Here is a 21752-nt window from a genome sequence, read left to right on the forward strand (position 1 = left end):
CCCGGGGACGTCCGGGCGGCATCCCGACGGCACCCCCGTGCTGCTTCCCGACGGCACGCCGTCCCACGGGGTGCCCCGCCATCCCGACGGCACCCCCGCACGCGGTGTCCCGCAGGTCCGCGGCGGACATCCCGAGCAGCGGGAGGCCGGGGGCGGCTGGGGTGACCTGAGAGGCCGTCAGGCGGGCCCCGCGGGGCAGCCGGTGATACCGCGTCAGCGTCCGGTCCCGCCGCAGGGCCCGCGACCGGGTCCCCGCCAGGAGTACCTCGACGCCTTCGACCGGGGCGAGGACGACGACGTCTTCACGCGCGCGGGGCGGCCGTTCACGCCCACCCGCGCGTCCGGCCCTTATGCGCCCGGCCCTTATGCGCCCGACTCCTACGCGCCCGACCCCTATGCGGGCGATCCGTACGGGGGCGGCCTGCCCGAGGGCGACCCGTACGGCGGTGGTCCCGGCTCCGACGCGGACGACGACGCGCCGCCCACGGGTGCGCCCGTGGACGGCAAGGGCACCAAGGGGCGGACCTTCACCGGGATCGCCGCCGCCGCGGTCACGACCGTGCTGGCCGTCGTGGTGGCCGGGCAGGTGACCGACGGGCGCGGCGACGACCGCGTCCGGTCGCAGTCGGCCGCCGGGAAGGCCGCCGGCGGGGCCCTGGAGTCCGCAGTGCCGAGCCCGTCCGCGTCCGCGTCCGCGTCTCCCGTGACGCTGACGTACGAGCAGAAGATGGACGTCAAGTACCCGCTGGGCGCGAAGCTCAAGGGCTCCGGGAAGTTCGACGCGATCCCCGGCGTCGACAAGGCGCCGGGCAAGGGGCAGAAGTTCACCTACCGGGTGGACGTGGAGCGGGGGCTCGGTCTGGACGGCGAGCTGTTCGCCCAGGCCGTGCAGAAGACCCTCAACGACGACCGCAGCTGGGCGCACGACGGCGCGCGCACCTTCGAGCGGATCTCCTCGGGGAAGCCGGACTTCGTCATCACGCTCGCCAGCCCCGGCACCACCGCCGTCTGGTGCGCCAAGTCCAGCCTGGACACCACCGTGGACAACGTCTCGTGCGACTCGGCCTCCACCGAGCGCGTCATGATCAATGCGTACAGGTGGGCCCAGGGATCACGTACGTACGGTGACGCCATCTACGCGTACCGGCAGATGCTGATCAACCACGAAGTCGGCCACCGGCTCGGCTATCACCACGAGAACTGCCAGAAGGACGGCGAGCTCGCCCCCGTCATGCAGCAGCAGACGAAGTTCCTGGACCACCACGGGATCCACTGCCTGCCCAACCCCTGGGTGTACCCCAAGAGTTGAGAAACGGCTGAACGCGGTGTGACGTTTCGCATCCGAGTGAACTCTTAGCGCGACCGAACGCGACCCGCACGGGAAAGTTACGACCGTTCACCCCTTTTGGTGGCGCGATGGACAACCGTCCGTCGCGCCACCGCCTTGTCCGCTTACGTTCTTCCCGCTGCGAGCCGCCGGGTCAACGGCGGCTCCCCAGAGGGGAGATCGGGGGTGCGTGCGTGCGCATCGGACTGCTGACGGAGGGTGGCTATCCGTATGTGAGCGGTGACGCCGGACTCTGGTGCGACCGGCTCGTGCGCGGGCTCGGGCAGCACGAGTTCGACATCTACGCGCTCAGCGACGGACCACACCAGGAGGAATCGGGCTGCGTCACGCTCCCGCCGCAGGTCAGGCAGGTGCGGACGGCACCGCTGTGGACGGCCGAGGAGGACGGGGTCGCGTACGGGCGGCGCGCACGCCGGCGCTTCACCGAGGGCTACGGCGACCTCGTGACCGCCCTCTGCGACAGCTCACCGGCCCAGGCGGACCGTTTCGCCAGCGCGCTCTACGGCCTCGCCGAACTCGCCCGCGACCACGGCGGGCTGGTGGGAGCGCTCCGCTCGGAGGGCGCCGTCCGCACGCTGGAGCGCGCCTGCCGTGCCCCCGGCGCGCTGCGCACGGCGCGCGAGGCGCGTGTACCCGAGCTGCTGACCGTCACCGGGCACCTCGAACGCGTCCTGCGCCCCCTCTCGTTCGACTGGTACGGGCCCGACGGCCCGGACGGGGGCACGCTCGGCTCGGTGGACCTGTGCCACGCCGCCTCCGGCGGCCCGGCCGCCCTGCCCGGGCTCCTCGCGCGCCACTTCCACGACGTACCGCTGCTCGTGACGGAGTACGGCGTGCGGCTGCGGACGCACTACCTGAGCGCAGGGGCGCCCGGCGCGCCCGCCTCCGACGCGAGCCCCGTCGTCCGCGCCCTGCTCGCCGCCTTCCACGGCCTGCTCGCCGCCGAGACCTACCGGCAGGCGGCCCGCCTCGCCCCCGGCAACGCGCACGCCCGCCGCTGGCAGGAACACTGCGGCGCCGACCGCGCCAAGGTGCGCACGGTCCACCCGGGGATGGACGCCGCGCCCTTCGCGGACGTGGGCGACGCACCGGACACCGCCGATCCGCACACCCTGGTCTGGGTCGGCCGGGTGGAACCGGCGAAGGACCTGGTCTCCCTGCTGCACGCCTTCGCCCGGGTCCGCACGGAACAGCCGAGAGCCCGGCTGCGGATCGTCGGCACGCCGACCGGGCCCGAGGGGCAGGCCTACCTCGGGCACTGCCGGGTGCTGGCCGCCCAGCTCTTCCCCGACGAGGCCGAGGGCCCGCACGCCGTCGGCGACAACCCGGTGTCCTTCGAGGAACTCGGCGGCCCGGAGACGCCCACCCTCGCCGAGACCTACGCGGCCGGCGCCGTCGTCGTCCTGTCCAGCGTCGTCGAGGGGTTCCCGCTGGGGCTCGTGGAGGCGATGTTCTGCGGCCGGGCGACCGTGTCCACGGACGTCGGCGCGGTCGTCGAGGTCATCGGCGGCACGGGGCTCGTCGTCCCGCCGCGCAATCCGCGGGCGCTCGCGCAGGCGTGCGGGGCTCTGCTGAGCGACCCCGAGCGCCGTGCGCGCCTGGGCGCGGCCGCCCGCGCCCGTGCGCTGGAACTCTTCACCGTCGAGCAGAACGTCGAGGCGTATCACGGCATCTACCTGGAGATCGTCTCCCAGTGCCCGGCCCTCGGAGTCCTCCTCGACGAGGCCGGTGACCCCCGCCCGTTCGCCGTCCCCGCCGAGGCCCGGCTGCCCGGCCGCTGGACCGGCCTGGGCGCACGCGTCACCGCCCGCCGAGGCCCGGGCTGGACGGCGGGGCCACCGGTACGGGGGGCTTCGGCGCGCGGCGGACCGGCGGTGGGTACGGCCCTGCGGGGTACCTCGGCCCCGCACGCGGCCGTGCGGGGCGCCACCCCGGCCCCGGGCGGTCCGGCGCCGCGCGCGTCGGAGCATGGCGCGTCGGAGCATGGTGGCCCACCCGGGCCGGGGGCGTCGGCCGTCACCGGGGTTTCCCTCGCCGAGGGGGCGCGATGAGTGGGCTGGGTGAACTGGACCGGTCCGGCGCCCCGGAGAACCCCGTCACCCCCCGCCGGGGTTCCGGGGACCCGGTGAAGACGCTGATGCACCGTCACCGGGAGCTGTGCGAGCGCGCCGTCGACCCGCTGGAGATCGCGGCGGGTCTGGAGGCGCACGGCGTCACCGACCGCACCGCAGCCCGCTTCCGGCACCGGGACGTCTTCTCCCTCGCCGAGGAGATGTACGCCCGCGTCCCGCGCGGCGACGACACACCGCCGCGCCCCGCGCCCACCGTCCTGTCGCGCCCCCGCCCGGTTCGAGCCCTGCTCACCCTGCTGCCGGGCGCCCTGTGCGCCGCCACACTGACCGGACTGCGGTTCACCGACGGACGGCCGCGCCTCCTCGTGGCCATCGCGGGCGTCCTCGCGGTGACGCTCGCCCTGCGCCAGGTCCTCGCCAAGGGCCCGCTCGGCCCACGCCGCGGCACCCGCCCCGGCCGGCGCCGGACCGCCCTGTGGACCGGCTGGCTCCTCGCCCACGCCGCCCTCGGCGAGGGTCTGCTACGGGCCGCCGTGGCAGGAGGCCCCGACGGGCCGCCCACCGGCACACCGGACGGCTCCTGGCCCTTCGCCCCCGCGTCCCTGCTCACCCTCACCCTGGCCTGCGCCCCCGCCGCCGGGTGCGCCCACCTCCTCACCACCCGCGCCCGCCGCCGACTCGACGCCAGCCGCGCCCTGGAGGAGTTCAGCGCATCCGTACAGCCGCTGCTGCTGGGCGTGTTCACCCTGTTCCTGGCCGCCCTCGGAGGGCTGACCGCCCTGTGCGCCGCGGCCCTGGACGAGCCGCCCGCGTACGCCCCCGTGCTCACCCTGGGCGCCCTCCTCTTCCTCGCCCGACTCCTCACGGTGCACGGCTTCCCCCACGTCCCCGCGGTCGTCCTCGCCGCCACGGGCACCGCCGAGGCCCTCGCCCCGGCCACGGTCTTCGCGGGCCGTCTGCCCGGCTGCGACGCCCTCGCCGTCCCCGTCGACACCCTCGTCACCGCCTGGGGACCTGCGAGCGTCCCGGCCCTGCTCTGCGCGGCCGCGAGCCTGCCCCTGCTCGTCCACGCCGTCCGCACCCTGACCAGGGCTTCCGCCCACGCGCGAACGGCCCTCCCGTGCTGACCCGCCCCGCCTCCCGCACCCCGGCCCGGGCGGCGCCGGGCCGCAGGCGCGGGCAGCGGCCGTCCGCCGGCCCCCGACCACCGCGCGCAGCGCCACCCCCACCGTGCCCGGACCGCACGACGCACGCGCTCCTCCATCCAGCCGCAGGCAACCGCAACACCCTCGAAGGAGAGAACAGATGACCACCTCCCGATCCGGAGCGACCGGAGCCACCGGGACACCCGCGGTCGCAGGAGCCCCCGCGGTGACAGGAGCAGCCGCGGTACGCGGGGCGATCGCGGCCCACGCGGCCCCGACAGCCGCACCGCGCACCGAGGGAGCCGCACGATGAGGGTCCTGCTGACCGGAGCCAACGGCTACCTCGGCCGCTTCGTCGCCGACCGCCTGCTCGCCGACCCGGCCGTCCAGCTCACCGCGCTCGGCCGCGGCGACGACGCCGACGTCCGCTTCGACCTCGCGTCCGGCAGCCCCGGCGCGCTCACCCGCTTCCTCGACGCGGTCCACCCCCAGGTCGTCGTCAACTGTGCCGGCGCCACCCGCGGCGGTGCCCGCGAGCTCACCCGGCACAACACCGTCGCCGTCGCCACCGTCTGCGAGGCCCTGCGCCGCAGCGGCTGCGGCGCCCGGCTGGTGCAGATCGGCTGCGGCGCCGAGTACGGTCCGAGCCAGCCCGGCTCCTCCACCGCCGAGGACGCCGTCCCCCGCCCCGGCGGCCCGTACGGCGTCAGCAAACTCGCCGCCACCGAACTCGTCCTCGGCTCCGGCCTGGACGCCGTCGTGCTCCGGGTGTTCTCCCCGGCCGGCCCCGGCACTCCGGCGGGATCACCCCTCGGACGCCTCGCGGAGGCCATGCGCCGTGCCATGCAGTCCGGCGACGGCGAACTCAAGCTCGGCGGACTCGGCGCCCAGCGCGACTTCGTCGACGTCCGCGACGTCGCCCGCGCCGTGCACGCCGCGTCCCTCTCCGCCGCCCAGGGCGTCATCAACATCGGCTCCGGGCGTGCCGTCCGGCTGCGCGACGCCGCCTCGATCCTGGCGCGCGTGGCCGGATACAGCGGCGCCCTCCACGAACTCGACGGTCCGCCCGGTGCCCATCTGCGGCCGGCCATCGGACACCCCCGCACCGACTCCGACCACGCGGCCCCGGTCGCGTACCCGTACCCCGACGGCTGCGGCAGCTGGCAGCAGGCCGATGTGCGCACCGCCCGCGACCGGCTCGGCTGGCGGCCCCGGATCAATCTGGAGGAGTCCCTCGCCGACATCTGGATGGAGGCGGCATGTCGTATCTGACCGGCACGCCGACGGGTGCCGCGGGCACCGGGACCACCGACCTCCGCACCGGTTTCGGCGTGCCCGGCACGGCCCACCCCCTGCTCGCGCCGGCCGAGTGGGGCTCGCTCGCCCGCACGGGCACGGCTCTGCACTGGGTCGTCCTGGACGTCGCCGACGGCCCCGGCGTCCGCCCCGACCCGCACTGCCTCCAGGCTGTCGGCGGGCTGCGCAACGCGGGCGTCCGCGTCCTCGGCCACCTCGACCTCGTCCACGGCGTCCGCGCCTTCGCCGAGGTGCTGGCCGACGCGCGGCGGCACCTCGACTGGTACCAGGTCGACGGCTTTCTCCTGGACCGCTGCCCGGCCGGGCGCGCCGAACTCCCCGAGGTCCGCCGCACGGTCGCCGCCCTGCGCCCCCTGAGTGACACACCCCACATCGTCCTCGGCCACGGCACCCACCCGCACCCGGGCTACGCCGAGCACGCCGACCAACTGGTCACCTTCTCCGGCCCCTGGACCGACTACCGCTGGTCGCAGGTGGCCGAATGGACCGCCGACCATCCGCCCGAGCGGTTCTGCCACTTGGTGCACGGGGTGCCCCGCGGCCACCTCGACGAGGCGCTGCGCATCGCCCGCTGGCAGGGCGCGGCCACGATCTGGTTCACCGACCGCGGGGACCGCGGGGGACTGGACGACCCCTGGGAGACCATGCCCGGCTACTGGGACGAAATCGTCTCGCGGATCGGAACGGGTGTCTCGGAATGAAGAAGGCCATGGCAGTGTTACGGGGAGAACAACTGTAGTGATCGACCGACCAACGGAGTCCCCGTGTCGCTGCCACCCCTGGTCGAGCCAGCCGCTGAGCTCACCGTAGACGAGGTTCGCCGGTACTCCCGCCACCTGATCATCCCCGACGTGGGGATGGACGGGCAGAAGCGGCTGAAGAACGCCAAGGTGCTCTGCGTGGGCGCCGGCGGCCTGGGCTCGCCGGCGCTGATGTACCTGGCCGCGGCGGGTGTGGGCACGCTCGGCATCGTGGAGTTCGACGAGGTCGACGAGTCGAACCTGCAGCGCCAGATCATCCACAGCCAGGCCGACATCGGCCGTTCCAAGGCCGAGTCCGCGCGCGACTCGGTCCTCGGCATCAACCCGTACGTGAACGTGGTCCTTCACGAGGAACGGCTCGAGGCCGAGAACGTGATGGACATCTTCAGCCAGTACGACCTGATTGTTGACGGCACGGACAACTTCGCGACCCGCTACCTGGTCAACGACGCGTGTGTGCTGCTGAACAAGCCGTACGTCTGGGGCTCGATCTACCGCTTCGACGGCCAGGCCTCGGTGTTCTGGTCCGAGCACGGCCCCTGCTACCGCTGCCTCTACCCGGAGCCCCCGCCGCCGGGCATGGTCCCCTCCTGCGCCGAGGGCGGCGTCCTGGGCGTGCTGTGCGCGTCCATCGGCTCCATCCAGGTCAACGAGGCGATCAAGCTCCTCGCGGGCATCGGCGAGCCGCTGGTCGGCCGCCTGATGATCTACGACGCCCTGGAGATGCAGTACCGCCAGGTCAAGATCCGCAAGGACCCGAACTGCGCGGTCTGCGGCGAGAACCCGACCGTCACCGAGCTCATCGACTACGAGGCCTTCTGCGGCGTCGTCTCCGAGGAGGCCCAGCAGGCGGCCGCCGGCTCGACGATCACTCCCAAGCAGCTCAAGGAGTGGATCGACGACGGCGAGAACATCGAGATCATCGACGTCCGCGAGCCGAACGAGTACGAGATCGTCTCCATCCCGGGCGCCCGGCTGATCCCGAAGAACGAGTTCCTCCTGGGCACCGCCCTGGAGGGCCTGCCGCAGGACAAGAAGATCGTCCTGCACTGCAAGACGGGTGTCCGCAGTGCGGAAGTCCTCGCCGTCCTGAAGTCCGCGGGCTTCTCGGACGCCGTCCACGTCGGCGGCGGTGTCATCGGCTGGGTCAACCAGATCGAACCGAGCAAGCCGGTCTACTGACCCTGTCCGTGTGTGCGGCTTCCTCGATCGGAGGGGGCTCCGGGTGCCACGAGTGCCCGGGGCCCCCTCCGTCGTCATGAGCAGACCTTGCCGTCCTTCGGCACCGTGCCCTTGAGCAGATAGGCGTTCACCGTCGCGTCGACGCAGTCGCTCCCGCTGCCGTACGCACCGTGCCCCTCGCCCTTCCAGGTGAGCAGCACCCCGACACCCTTGCCGAGTTCGTCCGCCATCTTCCGGGCACCCTCGTACGGTGTCGCCGGGTCCCCGGTGTTGCCGACCAGCAGGACCGGCGCCGCGCCCGGCGCGCTCACCTCCGGGGTGTCGTACTGTCCGGCCACCGGCCAGTCGTGACACCAGCCGGCCGTGTCCCAGCCCAGGAAGTCCCCGAAGACGGGCGAGATCCGCTCGAACTCCGGCAGCCGCGCCTTCGTCTCCTCGACGGTCGGCCGCTGCTTGTCGTCCAAGCACGATATGACCCGTTGCGCATGGGTCGTCGTGCCGTAGCTCCCCGAGGAGTCCCGCTCGTTGTAGGCGTCGGCGAGCGCGAGCAGCTCGGTGCCGTCACCCTGCTCCGCCGACTCCAGGGCGCTGGTCAGGGACGGCCAGCTCTGCTCGCTGTACAGCGGCAGGACGATCCCGGTGACGGCGAGTGCCTGGCTCAGCCGCCGTCCGTCGGAGGTGGGCAGCGGATCGCTGTCGAGCCGCTTCAAGAAGTCGGCGATCTTCGCGCTGCCCTGCTCGGGGTCCTGGCCCGTCGACTTCAGATAGTCGTCCAGTGCCCGCTGGAAGCCCCTCGCCTGGTTCTCGGCATGGCCCACCGCGTCGGCGGTCGGGTCGACGACCGCGTCGAGGATCAGCCGCCCCACGTTCTTCGGGAACAGATGGGCGTAGACGCCGCCGAGTTCGGTGCCGTAGGAGATGCCGAAGTAGTGCATCTTCGGGTCGCCGAGGACCTGGCGCAGCAGATCCATGTCGCGGGCCGTGTCGGTGGTCGACACATGCGCCAGCAGATCGCCCGCGGCCTTCTCGCAGCCCTGGCCGAAGGCCGCGGCGTCCTGGAGGTACGCCTCTTCCTCCGCCGTGGTGTCCGGGGTGATGTCGATGGACTCGGCGGCCTGGATGTCCTTGTTGCTGCGACAGCGGATGCCCTCGCTGCCGCCCACTCCACGCGGGTCCCAGCTGACGAGGTCGTACCGCTCGCGCAGCGCGGAGAACGTGGAGCCGTACGGCGGGAGGGTGGTCACGCCCGAGCCGCCGGGGCCGCCGAAGTTGAACAGCAGCGAGCCGATCCGCTTGCCGCCGCTGCCCCGGGACCTGGCGCGGATCAGCGCGAGACCGATGGTCTTTCCGTCGGGCTTCGACCAGTCCAGCGGCACCTTCATCGTGGCGCACTGCCACTCACTGCCCGGGGCGGCCGAGTCCGCCCCGCCCCGGCAGCGTCCCCAGTCCAGCTTCTGGCCGGTGAGCGAGGCGGGCAGGGCCGTCGCCGTACCCGACGAGCCCGCGGACGGCTGGGCGTCGGCCGATCTCCCCTTCCCGTCCTCCCCGCCGCCCGAGGAGCCGCCGGAGCAGCCCGCCACGAGGAGTGCGGCGGCGGCCGCCAGAGCCGTCCACCGTAGGAATCGCGCCATGTACCCTTCCCCCCTTGCCGACCGTCCGCGCCGGGTGGCGGGACCGCTGTCAGGCCATGGTAGGCGGAGTGCGGCGCCCTCGTCGGAGCCTGTGGATAACGTTGTGACCTGCGGGTTTTTCGGGAGGGAGGGGGAAGCGGGAGAAAAGGGGAAGCAGGCGAGGGTCAGGAGCAGACGGTCCCGGCGGTCGGCATCCTGCCCTCCAGCAGGTAGCCGTCCACCGCCGCCCGGACGCACTTGTCCTTGCTGCCGTAGGCGCCGTGCCCCTGCCCCCGGTAGGTCAGCTCCACGCCGACGCCCTTGCCCAGCGCGGTCACCATCCTGCGCGCCCCCTCGTACGGGGTCGCCGGGTCGCCGGTGTTGCCCACGACGAGGATGGGCGCCGAGCCGGCCGCGTGGACGTCCGGATGGTCGGCGGCGCCCGGCACGGCCCAGTCGGTGCAGTTCACCATGGACCAGGCCAGGAGGTCCCCGAACAGGGGCGAGGCGGCGCGGAACTCCGGCAGCTTCGCCTCGACCTGCACGGCGGAGTAACGGGGCCTGTCGTCGGAGCAGTTGATGGCGGCGTTCGCGGCGGCGATGTTGCTGTACTCGCCGTTGGCGCTGCGGCCGTTCATCGAGTCGGACAGCAGCATGAGGATCCTGCCGTCGCCGTCGTAGGCCTGTTCCAGCCCCTCGGTGAGGTACTCCCACAACTCCTTCGAGTACAGCGCCTGCAGGATGCCGTTGGTGGCGGCGCTCTGGGTCAGGACGCGCGGGAAGACGCCCGGGATCGGCTTGGTCTCGAGGCGCTCGAGCAGTCCGGCGATCCGGTCCTGCACCTCCTGCGGGGTGTCGCCGACCGGGCAGCCCCCGGCCTGGGACGTGCAGTCCTCGGCGTAGTTGTCGAGCGCGAGCTGGAAGCCCCTGGCCTGGCCGAGGGTTCCCTGTTCCGGTGTCTGTGTCGGGTCGACGACCGCGTCGAACACGGCGCGCCCCACGTTCCCCGGGAACAGATGGGCGTAGACGCCGCCGAGTTCGGTGCCGTAGGAGATGCCGAAGTAGTGCATCTTCGGGTCGCCGAGGACCTGGCGCATCAGGTCCATGTCACGGGCCGCGTCGGTGGTGCGGACATGCGGCAGCATCGTCCCGGAGTGCTTCTCGCAGGCCGTGTTGAACTCCTCGGTGTTGCCCAGGAGCGCGGCGCGCTCGGTGGCGTCGTCGGGGGTCATGTCCTGCTGGAAGTACGCGTCGAGCTGCTGGTCGTTCTCGCACTTCACGCCCGCGCTGCGGCCGACCCCGCGCGGGTCGAAACTCACCAGGTCGTACCGGGTGCGCAGGGTCGTGTAGTCCTCGCCGAACGCCGGCAGCGCGCTCACACCCGAGGCGCCGGGCCCGCCGAAGTTGAACACCAGCGACCCGATCCGCCGGTCCGGGGCGCCGCTCGCCTCGGCCCGGATCAGCGCGATCTCGACGGTGTCGCCCTTGGGGTCGGCCCAGTCCCGGGGCGCCTTCATCGTGGCGCACTCCCAGCGGTCGCCGTCCGGCAGCGGGGACGGGGCGGTGCCACCGCCCTCCGAGGCGGACGGGGCCGGGCAGTCCTCCCAGTCGAGCTTCTGCGCCGTCAGGTCCTCGTCCCCGGCGTCCTCGCCGCAGCCGGCCGACGCGGAGGTCAGCAGCACAACGGTCGCGGTCAGAGCGGCGGCGCGCAGACGGGCGGGGTTCGGCATGATCCCATCGTGGGGTCGGGCCCGCCCCCGCGCGCGGGGCACGGGCCGTACGAGGTACGCCGTACCGCTCCGGCGAGGGTTTCCGGACGGGCGGCGTCCGGAGGGTCCTAGAGCGCGCCCTTGCGGCTCAGCTGGTTGAACGCCAGCCAGCCCGGCAGCACCGGGAGCCACAGCGTCAGCAGCCGGAACAGCAGCACCGCGGGAGCGGCCACCTCCTTGGGCAGACCCACCGCGATCAGACCGACCGTCAGCGTCGCCTCGACCGCTCCGACACCGCCCGGGGTCGGCGCGGCGGAGCCCAGCGCGTTGCCGGCGAGGAAGACGACCGCGACGCTGGCGATGCTGATGGAGGACGATTCCGTGCCGAACGCGCGGATCGAGGCGTCCAGGCACATCACGAAGCAGAACGTCAGCAGCAGCATGCCGCCGATGCCGGTGACCAGCTTCTGCGGCCGCTGCAGCACGTCCAGCATGCGCGGCACGACACCCGCGAACAGCGACCTCACGCGCGTGGCGACGAATTTCCGCAGGAACGGCACCGACGTCACCACCAGCACGAGCACCGCGACCGTCAGCAGACCCGCGATGACCGTGCGGGAGGGCGACAGCGACGGGGTCTTCTCGGTACCGGTCAGATAGCCGAACGACAGCAGCATCAGGATGTGGCAGCCGAGCCCGAACAACTGCGACGCGCCGACACTCGCCACCGCGAGCCCGGGGCGCACCCCCGAACGCTGGAGGAAGCGCGTGTTGAGCGCGACCCCGCCGACCGCGGCCGGGGCCACGATCTTCACGAACGACCCCGCGACCTGCGCGGCGACGGTCCGCGGGAACGGCACCCGCTCCGGCACGAACCCCAGCAGGCTCATCGCGGCGGCGACATAGCTCAGTGCCGAGAACAGCACGGCCGCCGCGACCCAGCCCCACTCGGCGTTGGCGACGAGCGGACCGAACTCGATGTGCGTGAGCTGCGTCAGCAGGAAGTACGCGCCGATCGCACCGGCGATCAAGCTCATCAGGGTGCGCGGCCGCACCCGCTCCAGCCGGGCCGGTTCGACCGGGGCCTGGGGCCGGATCAGCAGCACCTGATGCCGGATCTGGGTCAGCAGATCCTCCTCGCGGGCCTCCTCCAGGGCCACGTCGATGGCCCGCTTCTCGGCACGCGCCTGTGCGCGTACGGCCTTCTTCTCGTCCTTCTCGGAGACCGGCTCCGCCTCGTGCCCCGCATCCAGCCGGGCCTGCTTGGCCTGCCGGGACGCCTCCAGGACCGCCTCGCGTTCGCGCTGTGCCCGCTCCCGGGCCAGTCGGCGCAGCGTCGCGCGCGTGGAGCGGCTGAGCGCGATGGGCTGAAGCATCGGCAGGCAGTCCGCCACCGCGTCCGGGCCGAGCACGCCCACCGCCGAGGCGACCGCCCGCTCGGCGCCCACACGCAGCCCCAGCGTCACGAGCAGCTGGGAGATGTCCATGCGCAGCAGCAGATCACCGGCCGCGATCTCGCCGACGCGCAGATCGGTGAGGATCACCGTGCCGGAACGATCCACCAGGACCGCGTCCCCCACCAGCCGGCGGTGCGCGATCCGCCGGGACTGCAGGGCGCGCACCTGGTGCCAGGTGTCCCGCAGGAGGTCGTCGGTGATCTCCTCGTCCGCCAGCGAGTCCAGGGTGCGCCCGCCGGTGTGCTCGTACACGAGCATCACGGCGTCGGGGCCGAGCTCGGAGGTGGCGATCAGCTTGGGGGCGTTGGCGCCCGCCGCGATCGCCGCGTACGCGAGCAGTGCCTCCTGCTCCAGGGCCTGGCGCAGCGACTGCAGGCTGCTGCGGGTGGCGAAGCCGCGCAGGGTCAGATTGCGCCACGCGCGGTAGAAGAACCCCTGGGCCTGCTGCTCCCGGTCGACCACCGTGACGTCCAGTGGCGGACCGTCCTCCAGAGTGACGAAGTAGCGCCTGCCGCGGTCGCCGGTCTCGGAGGTGTCCGGGGCCTCCTCACGGGCCGCGCTCACCGGATGGAAGCCGACGTGCCGCAGGCCCGCCATCAGCGTCCGTCCCGTGGGCCGCACGTTCGGCGAGCCGACCGCGTACAGCGTGCCGTAGGCCACGGTCCAGCCGATCAGCACCGTCAGGATGATCGAGAACGGTGTGGTGTAGCCGGTGACCAGCATCGAGAACGCGTCGAGGAGCAGCACCATCCACAGCACCGCGCGCCAGCGTGGCCGGCGGGACATGCCGACGGCCGTCATATAGGCGATGACGGGGGCGAGATAGCCGTGCACCGGGTCGGTGAGGGCGTGGATGTCGCCGGGGGAGGGCTGGGTGAGCGCCTCCTGGATCGAGTCCGGTGCCGCCTTGGCCACCCAGAGGTCGGTGGCGAGTGTCACACCGTGCGCGAGGACGGCGGCGAGCACGCCGTCGGCGATGCGCAGCCCGTCCCGTTTGATCAGCCGTTCGATCGCGAAGGCCACCGGGACCAGCAGGATCGCGATGCTGGACGCCAGTCCCGCGATCTTGATGAGCAGGTCGGGCGCCTGACCGGTGCCCTTGTTGATGTCCTGTTCGAGACCCGAGGTCGTCCCGTGTGCGAAGGCGGCGATGCCCAGCAGGACGATGACGGCCAGGACGCCCACCAGCAGGCGCATGAGGTCGGAGGGGCGGTGCACGCGCGCGGGGAGCAGCGGTTCGTCGCCCTCGACCTCGTCGATGTGCACTTCGTCCCGCGACGCGTCGAGCGGCTCCTTCGGGGCGCTGCCGCCCTCTTCCGGCGTGTCGGCGCTCTCCGGGTGGTCGGGGTTCTCGGGACCGTCCGGGCGCGACGCAGCGTCAGAGGTGCCCTCCGCGTCCTCGGGATGCACACCCTGCTGCTTCATCGTCTCTTCTTGATCTCGTATCACCGGTCACCGCCCGCACGATGGTGGCATGCTCCACCGACACACGGGGGCATCAGGGTGCAAACGCGGGGGCGCACAGTCTGCCCCACGCACCGCCCGGGGGCGAGGGTCACGGACGGTCACACGACGGCCGTCCTGTCGGTGCGGTGCGGCAGGATGGGCCGGGTGAGCGAGCAGAGCATCCCGGACGACGCCCGCGCGGAGGACCCCGACGCCCTCCCTGAGTACCCCGACGCGCTGCCGGAGTACGCCGAGCGGGTCCTGGGGGTCGCGGAGCTGATCCCGCCCGGGCGGGTCATGACGTACGGGGATGTCGCCGAGTGGCTCGAGGAGGGCGGGCCCCGGCAGGTCGGCCGGGTGATGGCCCTCTACGGCGGCGCCGTGCCGTGGTGGCGTGTGGTGCGCGCGGACGGGGCGCTGCTGCCCGGTCACGAGCTGCGGGCGCTCGGTCACTACCGCGACGAGGGCACGCCGCTGAAGGAGGCGAGCAGGGCCGCCGAGGGCCATCTGCCGCGCCTCGACATGCGGCGGGCGCGCTGGGACGGCGGCGAACACGCGGACGGTCACACCTGACAGCTTCCGCCATCCGGCCCGCCCGAGGGGACCCTGTGGCCCGTACGGGGGAAAACAGGAAAACCGGGCACGTCGGTGGCATGGCGTACGTTCGAGGGGCGCGGGGCGGAGAATGCGGCCCTCGATCACCCAGCACACCCACCAGGACCGGCGAACCACGTGAGCTCCTCTTCCTCCACCAGGCGCCTGTCGCACCCCCAGGGGCGACAGGGGAACCGTGGCGCTTACCGACTGGTCCGAACCCCGCCCGCCCGGACCGCCCCCCCTCGTCTGGACGCCGCACAGCGCTCCGTGGTTGACCATGCCACCGGGCCGCTGCTCGTCCTCGCCGGCCCGGGCACCGGCAAGACCACCACCCTCGTGGAGTCCGTGGCGGCCCGCATCGCCCGCGGCGGCGACCCCGCGCGCGTGCTGGTGCTGACCTTCAGCCGCAAGGCGGCCGTGGAGCTGCGCGACCGGATGGCGCTGCGCATGGGCGCCGCCCGCGCACCCCGGGCGACCACCTTCCACTCGTACTGCTACGCCCTGGTCCGCGCCCACCAGGACGGCGAGCTGTTCTCCGAGCCGCTGCGGCTGCTGTCCGGCCCCGAGCAGGACGTGGCCGTCCGTGAGCTGCTCGCCGGCCAGCTCGACCTCCAGCGGCTCGGCCTCGCACACGTCCGCTGGCCGGACGAACTGCGCGCCTGCCTCACCACGCGCGGGTTCGCCGACGAGGTCCGCGCGGTGCTCGCCCGGAGCCGGGAACTCGGTCTCGGCCCCGACGCCCTGGACGCCTTCGCCACCCGCATCGGCCGCCCCGACTGGCGGGCCGCCGCAGCGTTCCTCGCCGAGTACCTCGACGTCCTCGACCTGCACGGCGTCATCGACTACGCCGAACTCGTCCACCGCGCGGTCCTCCTCGCCCACCGCCCCGAGAACGCCGGACGGCTGGCCGCGCAGTACGACGCCGTGTACGTCGACGAGTACCAGGACACCGACCCGGCCCAGGTACGGCTGCTGCACGCCCTCGCGGGCGGCGGCCGCACCCTTGTCGCCCTCGGCGACCCCGACCAGTCGATCTACACCTTCCGGGGTGCCGATGTGAACGGCATCCTGGACTTCCCGGACGTCTTCCCCCGCTCCGACGGCCGCCCGGCCCCCGTCGAGGTCCTGCGCACCTCCCGCCGCTCCGGCGCCGCCCTGCTCGCCGCCACCCGGCTGCTGACCGGGCGCATGCCCCTGACCCGACTTCCGGCGGAGAAGGTCCGCGCCCACCGCGAACTCGTCCCCGCGCGCGAGGGCGGCCGTGTCGAGGTCTACACGTATCCGACCCCCGGCACCGAGCTGGACAACGTCGCCGACATCCTGCGCCGCGCCCATCTGGAGGACGGCGTGCCCTGGGGCGAGATGGCCGTCCTGGTCCGCGCGGGCTCCCGCACGATCCCCACGGTCCGCCGGGCCCTCACGGCGGCCGGCGTCCCCCTCGACATCGACGGCGACGACCTCCCCCTGCGCCACGAACCCGCGGTGGCCCCCCTGCTGACGGCCCTGCGGGCGGTGGCGACCGCGGAGGTCTCCCTGGGCGAGGTGGATGGCGAGGAAGCCGGCGAGGAAGACACCGACGGCCATCACGGCCTCGACGGAACCGACGGAACCGACGGCCTCGACGGAACCGACGGCCCCGACGGCGTTCGGGAAGGCGCCCCCTGCTGGCTCGACACCGAGACCGCCCTCACCCTCCTCGCCTCCCCGCTCGCCGGCATGGACGCCGCCGATCTGCGTCGCCTGGGACGCGCCCTGCGCGAGGAGGAGCGCGCCGCGGGCAACCCGCTGCCGCCGCCCTCCGACGACCTGCTCACCCGCGCCCTCGCCGAACCGGAACGCCTGGTCACCCACGACCCGGTGTACGCGCGCGGCGCCCAGCGCCTCGGCGCGCTGCTCGCCACGGCCCGCGAGCGCCTCGCCCGCGGCGGTACGGCCGAGGAGGCGCTGTGGGACCTCTGGGAGGGAACCCCCTGGCCCACCCGGCTGGAACGGTCCGCCCGCCGCGGCGGCGCGGCCGGACGCAACGCCGACCGCGACCTGGACGCCGTGTGCGCGCTGTTCGCCACCGCCGCACGCGCGGAGGAACGCACCGGCGGCCGCGGCGCCCTGAACTTCCTCGCCGAGATCGAGGCCGAGGACATAGCCGCCGACACCCTCACCCGCCGAGCGGTACGCCCCGACGCCGTCCGGCTGATGACCGCCCACCGCGCCAAGGGCCTGGAGTGGCGCCTGGTCGTCGTCGCCGGCGTCCAGGAAGGCCTGTGGCCGGACCTGCGCCGCCGTGGCTCCCTCCTGGAGGCCGACCGCATCGGCCGCGACGGACTCGCCGAGCCGCTCACCCCGGGCGCACTGCTCGCCGAGGAACGCAGGCTGTTCTACGTCGCCGCCACACGCGCGCGTGACCGGCTCGTCGTCACCGCCGTCAAGGCACCCGCCGACGACGGCGACCAGCCCTCCCGCTTCCTCACCGAACTCGGCGTGGAACCCCGGGACGTCAGCGGCCGCCCGCGCCGGCCCCTGTCCGTCGCCGCGCTCGTCGCCGAACTGCGCGCCACGACGGTCGACCCCCGCGCCTCCGCCGCCCTCCGCGAGGCCGCCGCCCGCCGCCTCGCGCGCCTGGCCGCGCTCGCCGACGAGGACGGCCGCCCGCTGGTGCCCTCGGCGCACCCCTACCGCTGGTGGGGCATGTTCGAGCCGACCGAGAGCAGGGTGCCGCTGCGGGACCGGGACCAGCCCGTCGTGCTCTCCGGCAGCGCCCTCGACCAGCTCGCCAACACCTGCGCCCTCCAGTGGTTCCTGGGCCGCGAGGTGAAGGCCGACGCGCCCGCCACCGCCGCCCAGGGCTTCGGCAACGTCGTGCACGTCCTCGCCGACGAGGTCGCCTCCGGGCACACCCCGGCCGACCTCGACGTCCTCATGGAGCGCCTCGACTCCGTGTGGAACGCGCTCGCCTTCGACGCGCCCTGGAAGTCGGAGCAGGAGAAGAGCAACGCGCGCGTGGCGCTCGAACGCTTCCTCCAGTGGCATGTGGGCGACCGCGCGGGGCGCACGCCCGTCGCCAGCGAGCACGACTTCGACGTCACCCTCGAAGCGGGCGACTACGAGGTGCGCATCCGCGGTCAGATGGACCGCGTGGAGGCGGACGGCGAGGGCCGCGCCTATGTCGTCGACTTCAAGACGGGCAAGGGCAAGGTGTCGGGGGCGGAAGTGGCCCGCCACCCGCAGCTCGCCGTCTACCAGCTGGCCGTCCGTGAGGGCGCCGTGGACGACTCGTTCGACGGTGTGCGGCCGGAGCCCGGCGGCGCCGAGCTCGTCCAACTCCGCCAGGGCGCCGCCCAGCGGGACGGAGGCGAGGCCCTGCCCAAGGTGCAGGCGCAAGAGCCGCTGGAGGGGGAGTGGGTCGGCGACCTGCTCGCCACCGCGGCCGGCAAGGTGCTCGACGAGCGCTTCACGCCGACTGCCGGCGATCACTGCAAGCACTGCGCCTTCAAGGCGTCCTGCAGCTCTCAGCCCGAAGGGCGTCACGTGGTGGAGTGAGCGGTGTGTCATCGATTGTCGGTGCCCCCCGTTAGCCTCTTTCCATGCCCGCCCGCATCACCGATCCCGAGCAGCTCAAGGAGCTCCTCGGGATCCCCTTCACCCCGGAGCAGACGGCCTGCATCACCGCGCCGCCCGCCCCGCAGGTGATCGTGGCCGGAGCCGGGTCGGGCAAGACGACGGTGATGGCCGCCCGCGTGGTCTGGCTGGTCGGCACCGGCCAGGTCGCCCCCGAACAGGTCCTCGGCCTGACCTTCACCAACAAGGCAGCCGGCGAACTCGCCGAGCGGGTCCGCAAGGCGCTGGTCAAGGCGGGCGTCACCGACCCCGACGTCATCGACCCCGACAACCCGCCGGGCGAGCCGGTGATCTCCACCTACCACGCCTTCGCGGGCCGGCTGCTGACCGACCATGGCCTGCGCATCGGCCTGGAGCCGACCTCCCGCCTGCTCGCCGACGCCACCCGCTACCAGCTCGCCGCGCGTGTCCTGCGCGAGGCCCCCGGCCCCTATCCGTCGCTCACCCGCTCCTTCGCCGACCTGGTCAGTGACCTCCTCGCCCTCGACTCCGAGCTGGCCGAACACCTCGTGGGCCCCGACGAGCTCCGCACCTGGGACGCCGGACTGCTGGGCACCCTGGAGGGCGCGAGGCTCAGCAACGCCGATCTGCGCAAGGTGCCCGAGGCCGCCGCCGCCCGGCGCGAGCTGGCCGGCCTGGTGGTCCGCTACCGCGCGGCCAAACGCCACCGCGACCTGCTGGACTTCGGCGACCAGATCGCCCTCGCGGCACAGCTCGCCCAGGTCCCCGAGGTGGGCCGGATCCTGCGGGACGAGTTCCGCGTGGTCCTCCTCGACGAGTACCAGGACACCTCCGTCGCCCAGCGCATCCTCCTGGCCGGACTGTTCGGCGGCGGCACCGGACACCCGGTGACCGCCGTCGGCGACCCCTGCCAGGCCATCTACGGCTGGCGCGGCGCCTCCGTCGCCAACCTCGACGACTTCCCCGAGCACTTCGCCCACGCCGACGGCCGGCCCGCCACCCGCCAGGCCCTCAGCGAGAACCGCCGCAGCGGCGGCCGCCTCCTCGACCTCGCCAACGGCCTCGCCGCCCCCCTGCGCGCCCTGCACGCGGGCGTGGAGGCCCTGCGCCCGGCCCCCGGAGCCGAACGCGACGGCCTGGTCCGGTGCGCGCTCCTGGCCACCCACGCCGAGGAGATCGACTGGATCGCCGACTCCGTCGCCCACCTGGTCCGCACCGGCACCGCACCGGGCGAGATCGCCGTCCTGTGCCGTACGGCCACCGACTTCGCGGAGATCCAGGGCGCCCTCGTCGCGAGGGACGTGCCCGTGGAGGTCGTCGGCCTCTCCGGACTGCTGCACCTGCCCGAGGTCGCCGACCTCGTCGCCGTCTGCGAGGTGCTCCAGGACCCCGGCGCCAACGCCTCCCTGGTCCGGCTGCTCACCGGCCCGCGCTGGCGCATCGGCCCCCGCGACCTCGCCCTCCTCGGCCGGCGGGCACGGCTGCTCGTCGCCCACACGCGCGGGGACGACGGCGACGACCCGGACCGCCGCCTCGCCGAGGCCGTCGAAGGCGTCGACCCGTCCGAGGTGATCTCCCTCGCGGACGCCCTCGACACCTTCCTGGAGACACCCCTGGAGGGCGGCCAGGACGACAGGCTGCCGTTCTCGCCGGACGCGCGCGTGCGTTTCGCCCGCCTCGCCACCGAACTGCGCGACCTGCGCCGCTCCCTCGCCGACCCGCTGATGGACGTCCTGCACCGCGTCCTCGCCGTCACCGGCCTCGAGGTCGAGCTGTCGGCCTCCCCGCACGCGCTGGCCGCCCGCCGCCGCGAGACCCTGTCGAACTTCCTCGACGTCGCCGCCTCCTTCGCCGCCGGCGAGAGCGAGGCGAGCCTGCTCGCCTTCCTCGGCTTCCTGCGCACCTCCGCCCAGTACGAGAAGGGCCTCGACAACGCGCTCCCCGGCGGCGAGAACACCGTCAAGGTGCTCACCGCCCACAAGTCCAAGGGCCTGGAGTGGGACGTCGTGGCCGTCCCCGGCCTGGTCACCGGCACCTTCCCCAGCGGCCAGGGCCGCGAGAAGTGGACCGCCCAGGCCAAGGTGCTGCCGCACGCCCTGCGCGGAGACGCCGACACCCTCCCCGACATCGAGTCCTGGGACTCCCGGGGCATGAAGGCCTTCCACGAGGCCATGAAGGACCACCAGCACACCGAGGAGCTCCGCCTCGGCTACGTCACCTTCACCCGCCCCCGCTCCCTGCTCCTGGGCTCCGGTCACTGGTGGGGCCCCAGCCAGAAGAAGCCCCGCGGCCCCTCCGACTTCCTGCGGGCCCTGTACGACCACTGCGTCGCCGGGTACGGCGAGATCGAGGCCTGGGCCGACGAGCCGGAGGAGGACGCGGAGAACCCCGCCCTGCACCGCGCCACGGCCGACCAGGCCTGGCCGCTCCCCCTGGACGCGAACGCGCTCGCCCGCCGCCGCGCCGCCGCCGACACCGTCCGCGCCCACCTGGACGACCTCGCCGCCCAGGACGCCCAGGACGCCCAGGACGACGTACGGCCGACCGTCACGCACGACCCCGACACCTACGACGACCCGGACTGGCCGCCGCCCCCCGAAGAGGACGAGCCGCCCTACGACGAGGCCGATCCGTTCGACGACGATCCCTACGGCCCCGCCCCCGCCCCGGCCCGCCTCGCCGTCCCTCACCAGGCCCGCGCCCCGGAGCCCCCTGCCGTACGTCCCCCTCCGGCACGCGCGCGGCGGGGTTCCCTGACCCCCGAGGAGGCCCGCGCGGTCGCCTCCTGGGACCGTGATCTCGACGCGCTCGCCGGTGAGCTGCTGCGCACCCGCCGGAGCGTCACGGACGTACCCCTCCCGACGACGCTCACCGCCTCGCAGGTGCTGCGCCTGGCCGCCGACCCGGACGGTCTCGCGCAGGAACTCGCACGCCCCATGCCGCGCCCCCCGCAACCGGCCGCGCGCCGTGGCACCCGGTTCCACGCATGGGTGGAAGCCCGCTTCGAGACGTTGACGCTTCCCCTCCTGGAACCCGACGAGCTGCCCGGCGCCGACGCCGAGATCGCCGACGAACGCGACCTGGAGGACCTCAAGGAGGCCTTCGAGCGCACCGAGTACGCCCGGCGCACCCCCCACAGCGTCGAGGCCCCTTTCCAGCTCGCCCTCGCCGGCCGCGTCGTACGGGGCCGTATCGACGCCGTCTACCGGCAGGACGACGGCGGGACGACGACGTACGAGATCGTCGACTGGAAGACCCACCGCGCCCGCACCGCCGACCCCCTCCAGCTCGCGCTCTACCGGCTCGCCTGGGCCGAACAGCAGGGGGTGCCCGTGGAATCCGTCACAGCGGTGTTCCTCTATGTCCGCACCGGCGAGGTCGTACGACCCCGTAACCTGCCCGATCGTGCCGCCCTGGAGCGCCTGTTGACGGGCGAGGAAGCCCCCGCGGAGGATCACGAGCCACCCCAAGGGCGGGGAAAGCGTGCGCAACCGCCCGGCGAGGATGTCGGCGCGGGCCGATAGGCTCGTGA

The 21752-nt window shown here is 73.6% G+C and carries 12 protein-coding genes; 9 read left to right on the top strand and 3 right to left on the bottom strand.

The features are described 5' to 3' along the window. Positions 1 to 37: 37 nt before the first annotated feature. The 6 genes from ACYQ8Q_RS30195 (at position 38) to moeZ (ending at position 7825) form a co-directional block, all read left to right on the top strand. Complete coding sequence (locus ACYQ8Q_RS30195; protein ID WP_460069224.1) at positions 38 to 1309, top strand: DUF3152 domain-containing protein; 1272 nt, start codon at positions 38 to 40, stop codon at positions 1307 to 1309. Positions 1310 to 1521: 212 nt separating this feature from the next. Then, complete coding sequence (locus tag ACYQ8Q_RS30200; protein WP_460069225.1) at positions 1522 to 3399, top strand: DUF3492 domain-containing protein; 1878 nt, start codon at positions 1522 to 1524, stop codon at positions 3397 to 3399. Beyond that, positions 3396 to 4547 (top strand): hypothetical protein, encoded by a 1152-nt coding sequence (locus tag ACYQ8Q_RS30205; RefSeq protein WP_460069226.1) that lies wholly within the window; start codon positions 3396 to 3398, stop codon positions 4545 to 4547. The genes ACYQ8Q_RS30200 and ACYQ8Q_RS30205 overlap by 4 nt, the downstream gene beginning before the upstream one ends. A 327-nt stretch (positions 4548 to 4874) precedes the next feature. After that, positions 4875 to 5837, top strand: a complete 963-nt coding sequence (locus tag ACYQ8Q_RS30210) for an NAD-dependent epimerase/dehydratase family protein (RefSeq protein ID WP_460069228.1) — start codon at positions 4875 to 4877, stop codon at positions 5835 to 5837. After that, positions 5825 to 6583, top strand: coding sequence for a spherulation-specific family 4 protein (locus tag ACYQ8Q_RS30215; protein ID WP_460069231.1), 759 nt, complete (start codon positions 5825 to 5827; stop codon positions 6581 to 6583). The genes ACYQ8Q_RS30210 and ACYQ8Q_RS30215 overlap by 13 nt, the downstream gene beginning before the upstream one ends. Positions 6584 to 6646: 63 nt before the next feature. After that, positions 6647 to 7825, top strand: a complete 1179-nt coding sequence (gene moeZ / locus ACYQ8Q_RS30220; protein WP_460069233.1) for an adenylyltransferase/sulfurtransferase MoeZ — start codon at positions 6647 to 6649, stop codon at positions 7823 to 7825. A gap of 74 nt (positions 7826 to 7899) precedes the next feature. On the opposite strand, the gene ACYQ8Q_RS30225 is transcribed toward moeZ, so the two are convergent. The 3 genes from ACYQ8Q_RS30225 to ACYQ8Q_RS30235 form a co-directional block, all read right to left on the bottom strand. Next, a complete protein-coding gene (locus ACYQ8Q_RS30225; RefSeq protein ID WP_460069235.1) occupies positions 7900 to 9456 on the bottom strand; it encodes an alpha/beta hydrolase in 1557 nt (518 codons plus the stop codon). 164 nt (positions 9457 to 9620) lie between these two features. Beyond that, complete coding sequence (locus ACYQ8Q_RS30230; protein WP_460069237.1) at positions 9621 to 11165, bottom strand: alpha/beta hydrolase; 1545 nt, start codon at positions 11163 to 11165, stop codon at positions 9621 to 9623. Positions 11166 to 11272: 107 nt separating this feature from the next. Further along, entirely contained in the window at positions 11273 to 14026 is a 2754-nt protein-coding gene (locus ACYQ8Q_RS30235) for a lysylphosphatidylglycerol synthase transmembrane domain-containing protein (RefSeq protein WP_460069238.1), read from the bottom strand. A 186-nt stretch (positions 14027 to 14212) separates the two neighbouring features. Here ACYQ8Q_RS30235 and ACYQ8Q_RS30240 point away from each other — a divergent pair, with 186 nt between their 5' ends. From ACYQ8Q_RS30240 to ACYQ8Q_RS30250, 3 genes are all read left to right on the top strand, one after another. Continuing rightward, positions 14213 to 14620: an MGMT family protein gene (locus ACYQ8Q_RS30240; protein ID WP_460069239.1), complete on the top strand. Its 408-nt coding sequence runs from the start codon at positions 14213 to 14215 to the stop codon at positions 14618 to 14620. 159 nt (positions 14621 to 14779) lie between these two features. Next, positions 14780 to 18181 carry an ATP-dependent helicase gene (locus tag ACYQ8Q_RS30245; RefSeq protein WP_460069241.1) on the top strand — a complete coding sequence of 1134 codons (3402 nt, stop codon included), beginning with the start codon at positions 14780 to 14782 and terminating at the stop codon, positions 18179 to 18181. Positions 18182 to 18225: 44 nt separating this feature from the next. Beyond that, positions 18226 to 21744, top strand: coding sequence for an ATP-dependent helicase (locus ACYQ8Q_RS30250; RefSeq protein WP_460069244.1), 3519 nt, complete (start codon positions 18226 to 18228; stop codon positions 21742 to 21744). Positions 21745 to 21752: the final 8 nt, after the last annotated feature.

The sequence above is a fragment of the Streptomyces sp. YKOK-I1 genome (assembly GCF_054660435.1).

Excerpts from the sequence above, each read along its gene's own strand:
- ACYQ8Q_RS30230 (WP_460069237.1), bottom strand. The coding sequence starts at position 11,165 with ATGCCGAACCCCGCCCGTCTGCGCGCCGCCGCTCTGACCGCGACCGTT.
- ACYQ8Q_RS30235 (WP_460069238.1), bottom strand. The coding sequence starts at position 14,026 with ATGAAGCAGCAGGGTGTGCATCCCGAGGACGCGGAGGGCACCTCTGAC.
- ACYQ8Q_RS30225 (WP_460069235.1), bottom strand. The coding sequence starts at position 9,456 with ATGGCGCGATTCCTACGGTGGACGGCTCTGGCGGCCGCCGCCGCACTC.
- ACYQ8Q_RS30215 (WP_460069231.1), top strand. The coding sequence starts at position 5,825 with ATGTCGTATCTGACCGGCACGCCGACGGGTGCCGCGGGCACCGGGACC.
- ACYQ8Q_RS30250 (WP_460069244.1), top strand. The coding sequence starts at position 18,226 with ATGCCCGCCCGCATCACCGATCCCGAGCAGCTCAAGGAGCTCCTCGGG.
- ACYQ8Q_RS30210 (WP_460069228.1), top strand. The coding sequence starts at position 4,875 with ATGAGGGTCCTGCTGACCGGAGCCAACGGCTACCTCGGCCGCTTCGTC.
- ACYQ8Q_RS30205 (WP_460069226.1), top strand. The coding sequence starts at position 3,396 with ATGAGTGGGCTGGGTGAACTGGACCGGTCCGGCGCCCCGGAGAACCCC.